We start from the raw sequence: 6388 nt of genomic DNA, 5'->3' as shown, positions 1-6388 counted from the left end.
GTGTAATATCATATTCTCTAGTAATGTCTGCACGAGATTTACCATTTTCATAAAGTTTCACTAATTGCAGTTTAAATTCGGGTGTAAAAGTTCGACGTTGACGTGTCATAGCAGCACGCTCCCTTGTTTTATTAGTCTAAGTTTACAACCCCTTATTTTATCTGTCCAACTTAGTGTAGCCTATCCAGGAAATCAACCCCACGTAGTGAATGAATTCATTATACCTGAAGATTTATCGGTACAACTTCAGTTTTTATTAATTATGGGTGACTTCCATTGGGGATGAGCTCAAAATATGTAGGTGATGATCAGTGTATTTCTTGACGATTTACCCTAAAAGGGAAATCGTCTTTTTATATTTTTAAGGAGACGGAAAGTAAGCGTTCATCAGTACATCGTATTATTGGTATTCGCGGAGTAATAGGTGTTTTTTTACGCCTATAGTATAATTAAAGGAGTGCTATGGAATGGAACGGGGGCCTACAAATGCTAGTAGATTTTAGAGTGAAAAATTGTTTAAGTTATAAGGATGAAACCCTATTTTCAATGGTGGCGGGAAGCCGTATTCGAAAATTAAAGGAGACACATACGATGAAATGTGACTCATTTCACCTTGTAAAAAGTGCCTTTATTTTCGGACCAAATGGAAGTGGAAAATCAAACTTATTCACTGCAATTAAAATTTTACGTTCTTTATTGTTTAACTTTGAAAATCTTAATAATGTTAAACAACTTCGCTTGCCCTACCAGCCGTTTAAATTAGGAAGTCAGCAAGAACAACCGACAGAATTTATGATTTCGTTATTACTAGATGGGGTATTGTACGATTATGAGGTACAGTATAATGCATCACAGGTTCTTTATGAAGGTCTAACTAAAACGACAAAGTCTCTAAAAGTGGAGCTTTTTAATCGACGATGGGATGGTACGGAATATTTGTATGAAACTGTCGATGGTACTACGCTAGAATTGACAAAATATACGCGTGATAATACAGCTTTCTTATCGGTATTAAATGTCTTTAATGACCGAGATGCTACGAAAATATTTGATTGGTTTTTACATAAAGTACTATTTTTAGATGAAACAAATCGGTTATCAAGTCATCCGCTTATTCGTAAACTTGAAGAGGAGCCCTTTAAGAAAGAGGTTATAAAGATACTAAAGATTGCAGACTTTTCTATTCAAGATGTGACGGCAAGACGGGTTGAGCGAAGAGAGAAAAATACTATTGGCTATGATTTTGACACTACAGAAGTTATACAAGAAGTGGATATCGATTTGCACTATTTATCGTTCGATGAAGTAGGCGCGCCGATCGGGACAGAAACGATCAATTGGACGATGGATTCAAAGGGGACAGTCCGTATGCTGCATTTAGCATGTGTCATGGTCGATGCATACAATAAAGGGAAGACAATCTTTATAGATGAATTTGACACAGCATTTCATGTGTCCATCTGCGAATTTTTAATGGCCATTATGAACAGCATGCGTAATGTTACGAATCAATTTGTTGTCACAAGTCATGAAATTGATTTATTAGATCAGCCACTACGTTCCGATCAAATATGGTTTGTAAATAAAAGCTTTAAAAATGAATCCGAGTTATACTCCTTATTTGATTTTGCAGATTTACAGAAGAAACGTGGGGATATTTCCTATGCTAAGCGTTACTTAAAAGGAGAATTTGGAGCTACACCGGTTATAAATGAATATTTATCAAATCAATATTTAACTTCTTTGGAGGGCTTATCCAAACAGCCGCCGAAATAGAGGAACTCAGTCTAAGAACGCCATCGTCCTGTGGCATTTATCTGCAATTATGCCGGGGTATAATTAATAGGAAGTGGAGGTATTTGAGCAGTGAGAGTGCGTCAACAAGGGAATCGAACACTGCGTAAAACAGTTTTAATTTATTGTGAAGGTGAAACCGAACGCATTTATTTTGAGCAAATGCGTATTTTAAAGCGCTCAAAAATGGTAAGTGTCAAAATAAAAAACGTCAAGCGTTCGGCTATTAAGCTAGCCCAGCATGCCTATCGAGATTCAAGCTACCAATATTTTGATGAGGTTTGGATTGTTTTTGATAAAGATGATCTAACTGAAAAGCAATTAGAGGAAGTTAATGACTTTTGTGAGGAGAATAGTATTCATATTGCCTATTCAAATGAAGCATTTGAATTATGGCTATTGTTGCATTTTGAAGAAGTCGATCTATCTGAAAAGTATCCTCGTGCCGTATTAAATGACAAGATGGAGCAGCATCTTGGGGTAACACGTTATTTTCGTCATAAAGCAGATGAGTCAGTCATTGCACCGATCGCACTCCGACATGAGGTCGCTATTAAAAATTGCACGGATATGATGTCACTTCGTAAGACGGAAAGCCGTGACAATCCTTATTGCAATATACATGAAATGATAAAATACATATTTTAACTTCTTTCAGCAAAAAAAGTCGTTCTTTGTGCAAGCACAGACCGTAGCGAAAGCAAAGAGACAGCTACAATTATATGCCAATTAGTAGGTTTTCTATTACTAGTTAATGGAGAGCCTGCTTTTTTTATTTCTCGAAAGGTAGGGATAACAATTATTAAAAGTACGACATATATTAAGTTGATTGAAGTGGAACTTTTTTATGTTCCACTCAAACATGTAAATAAATTTTTTATATTTGGGAATAATATCAGAGGCCATGACAATTGAACTGTACATATGACGCGATTTTAAACCTATAAATGATTGAAAAGTGTATGTTGTATTCGTAATTTTCCAGACGATCTACCTTGCCTTTTCTTTCTAAAAAGACTACAATGAAATTAAGTTAATATACTAGGTTTGAGCGATTGAGAGACCATTAAAAACATATGTACATTTGTACATGTGCTTTTAATGGTCTCTTTTCTTCGCTTTAAATAAGGAGGATTTTCATTATGAGCACAGCTTCAGCAATACAACGTCAACAAACGATTGAAGAATTACAAAGTAAAGAATACGATTTATTGGTTATCGGTGGTGGAATTACAGGTTGTGGTATCGCACTTGATGCAATTGCTCGTGGTCTATCTGTAGCGTTAGTTGAAATGCAAGACTTCGCCGCTGGTACTTCTAGTCGTTCAACAAAATTAGTGCACGGTGGACTTCGTTATTTAAAACAATTTGAAATAAAAGAGGTTGCAGATTTAGGAAAAGAACGTGCGATTGTTTATGAAAATGGACCGCATGTCACAACTCCTGTTTGGATGCTACTACCATTCCATAAAGGTGGCACATTCGGTAAATTCTCAACGAATATTGGCTTACGCGTCTATGATTTTTTAGCAGGGGTTAAACGTTCTGAGCGTCGATATATGTTAAACGCTGCAAAAACAATGGAAAAAGAACCTTTGGTCAAAGGTGAGGACTTACGCGGCGGTGGTGTATATGTGGAATATCGTACAGATGATGCACGTCTGACAGTCGAAGTTGCCAAAGCTGCCATTGAAAAAGGTGCTACACTCATTAACTATACAAAGGCAGAAAACTTTTTATACAATGACCAAAAGAAAATTGATGGTATTGTAGCACAAGATTTGATTGCCCATAGCACGTTTAATATTCGTGCAAAAAAAGTTGTGAATGCTGCTGGTCCATGGGTAGATGAGGTTCGTAATATCGAAGGACGACAAAATGGTAAGCACTTAATTTTATCAAAAGGTGTGCACATCGTTTTTGATGAATCTAAATTCCCATTACGTCAAGCTGTCTATTTTGATACACCTGATGGTCGTATGGTGTTTGCGATTCCTCGAAATGGGAAAACGTATGTTGGAACGACAGATACATTTTACGAAGGTGATGCCCGTGAAATGAATATCCATCAAGAAGACCGTGATTATATTATGAAAGCAATTCATTACATGTTTCCAAAAGTTAAGGTCACTGATTCAGATATCGAATCAAGTTGGGCAGGTGTACGCCCATTAATTCATGAAGAAGGTAAAAATCCATCTGAAATTTCTCGTAAGGACGAAGTATGGGAATCTCAGTCAGGACTTGTGACAATCGCTGGCGGTAAATTAACAGGTTATCGTAAAATGGCTGAAACAGTTTTAAATAAGATTGCACAAGATTTAGAACAACGATTTGGCATTGCATCAAAACCTTGTTATACAAAGCAGATTCATATTTCCGGTGGAGATGTTGGAGGCTCCCAAAACTTACATGCCTTCGTGGCGAAACGCACAAAAATGGGTGTTGATATCGGATTATCAGAAGAGGAAGCAAAACATTTAGCGCATCATTACGGTTCTAATGTGGACACTGTTTTTGAATATGCTAAAGAACAGCATCCTGTTTTACCTCAAGGGTTATATGCTCAACTAATGTATGGTATCCATCATGAAATGGTTGTTCATCCAAACGACTTTATGATTCGTCGCACAGCCTATATGTTCTTTAATATCGCACTTGTTATACAATATAAAGATGCAGTATTAGATGAAATGGCAAAACAATTACATTGGTCTACTGAACAACGTACACAATATGAAAAAGATTTAAATTTAGAAATAACAAGAGCTACAACTGCATTATAATAAAAAGGAAGGTCGTCTTAATGGCGACCTGACTTTTTTAACTTCTTTAAGTGGTTGTCCAACACCCGCTTAAAAAAGTTAGCCTCTGGCGGATGTCGCAGAATCGGCTTTGTACAAGCAAAAACCGATTCCAAACGCAATTATGAGGCATAATTGATATAAAGGGGAAATCAAATGAATTTCAATAATCAACAAATTATTCCAGCTGCACGTACAGTTAAGCAATTTGATGAAATATTAAATAGTCGATTCGAATACATTGTTCTATTAGAAGTTCATATTAGTTTGCTTATGTCAATAAAGCGAGAGGCAGATCGTAACGGTAAAAAATTAATTATTCATGCAGACTTAATTCATGGCTTAAAAACGGATAACTTTGCAGCAGATTTTTTATGTAATGATATTCGTCCAGCAGGAATAATTTCCACCCGATCTAATATGTTAATAAAAGCAAAATCTCGTGGGATCATTGCCATACAGCGCGTCTTTTTAATTGATACGATTGCACTAGAAAAAAGCTTTTCAATGATTGAATCAGCGAAGCCTGATTATATTGAATTATTACCAGGCATCATTCCTTCAATGATTTCTGAGGTACACCAGCGAACAAAAATTCCTGTTATTACAGGTGGACTAGTTCGTACTGTTGAAAGCATAGAGGAAGCGTTGTCAGCTGGAGCAGTAGCTATTACAACATCAAATAAGAACTTGTGGGAAAATTTCCAAAAATATTGTTGACTATGTATATTATTTTCTCTACAATGTACATAAGTTAAAAAGCGCGTGGTTAGGAAAAGGAACCCACATTTAATCATCTGCATTATAACGTGCAGTTTGTTTAAGTGTGGGTTTATTTTTTTTACTAAGTGCACTATTACAAAGGGGGGCTTCTTGTATGTCAACATTTACAGCTGAACTTGTCGGCACGATGATTCTTATTTTATTCGGTGGTGGCGTTGTTGCAGGTGTATCACTGCACAAATCGAAAGGCTTTGGCGGTGGATGGGTAGTGATTACATTTGCTTGGGGTCTAGGTGTGGCTATGGCTGCATATGCTGTTGGTGGTATTAGCGGGGCTCATTTAAATCCTGCTTTAACGATCGCGCTTGCTACAATTGGTAATTTCCCGTGGGAAGACGTACCTTCTTACATTGCTGCACAATTGATTGGTGCATTTTTAGGGGGGATACTCGTTTATTTTATGTATCTACCACATTGGAAAGGTACGAAAGATCCGGAAGCGAAACTGGCTGTATTTTCTACAATGCCTGCTATTAAACATCCATTATCAAATTTAATCTCAGAAATGATTGGTACGTTTATACTTGTTTTAGGTATTCTAGCATTGGGAACAAATTCAATTACGGATGGTTTAAATCCATTTCTAGTTGGTATGCTAATTGTAGTTATCGGGATGGCATTAGGCGGTCCTACTGGTTATGCAATTAATCCTGCGCGTGACCTAGGCCCACGTATAGCTCACTTTTTCTTACCAATTCCAGGTAAACGTGACTCAGGGTGGTCATATGCATGGATTCCAGTTGTAGGTCCAATTATCGGTGGTACTTTTGGTGCTCTATTCTTCCAACAAATTTTTGAGGGGAAAAATAGTATCACATTTTGGGTATTTGCTATTATTGTAGTTATTATTTTTATCAGTGCTCAAATGACAGTGAAAAATGTTAGAACTGAAGAGTAAATTAATTATGCCTCGGCATAATAAAACATTTGTAGCTGTCGCTTCGCTTTCGCTACAGAAAACACTTGTAGCTGTCGCTCTGCTTTCGCTACTGAAAACATTTGCTGAA

General features: G+C 36.7%; 6 protein-coding genes. 5 read left to right on the top strand and 1 reads right to left on the bottom strand.

What is annotated here, in order from left to right; all coding sequences use genetic code 11:
* Nucleotides 1-109, bottom strand: a 109-nt coding sequence (locus ACIQ7N_RS16695; protein ID WP_402934075.1) for a transposase, incomplete at its 3' end; no start/stop codon positions are given.
* Nucleotides 110-486: 377 nt separating this feature from the next.
* Between ACIQ7N_RS16695 and ACIQ7N_RS16690 the strand changes: the two genes are divergently transcribed.
* The 5 genes from ACIQ7N_RS16690 to ACIQ7N_RS16670 all read left to right on the top strand — a co-directional run bounded on the left by ACIQ7N_RS16690 (nt 487) and on the right by ACIQ7N_RS16670 (nt 6279).
* Nucleotides 487-1776, top strand: coding sequence for an AAA family ATPase (locus tag ACIQ7N_RS16690; RefSeq protein WP_402934066.1), 1290 nt, complete (start codon nt 487-489; stop codon nt 1774-1776).
* 90 nt (nt 1777-1866) lie between these two features.
* A complete protein-coding gene (locus ACIQ7N_RS16685) occupies nt 1867-2442 on the top strand; it encodes an RloB family protein (RefSeq protein WP_132357854.1) in 576 nt (191 codons plus the stop codon).
* A 494-nt stretch (nt 2443-2936) separates the two neighbouring features.
* Nucleotides 2937-4580 carry a glycerol-3-phosphate dehydrogenase/oxidase gene (locus ACIQ7N_RS16680; RefSeq protein ID WP_402934063.1) on the top strand — a complete coding sequence of 548 codons (1644 nt, stop codon included), beginning with the start codon at nt 2937-2939 and terminating at the stop codon, nt 4578-4580.
* 174 nt (nt 4581-4754) lie between these two features.
* Nucleotides 4755-5318 carry a glycerol-3-phosphate responsive antiterminator gene (locus ACIQ7N_RS16675; protein WP_142510799.1) on the top strand — a complete coding sequence of 188 codons (564 nt, stop codon included), beginning with the start codon at nt 4755-4757 and terminating at the stop codon, nt 5316-5318.
* A 157-nt stretch (nt 5319-5475) separates the two neighbouring features.
* Nucleotides 5476-6279 (top strand): MIP/aquaporin family protein, encoded by an 804-nt coding sequence (locus tag ACIQ7N_RS16670; RefSeq protein ID WP_402934060.1) that lies wholly within the window; start codon nt 5476-5478, stop codon nt 6277-6279.
* The last annotated feature ends 109 nt before the right edge of the window (nt 6280-6388 follow it).

The organism is Lysinibacillus sp. NPDC095746, assembly GCF_044763535.1.
Taxonomy (GTDB): Bacteria; Bacillota; Bacilli; order Bacillales_A; family Planococcaceae; genus Lysinibacillus.
This window is presented reverse-complemented; position numbering and strand designations above follow the sequence as displayed.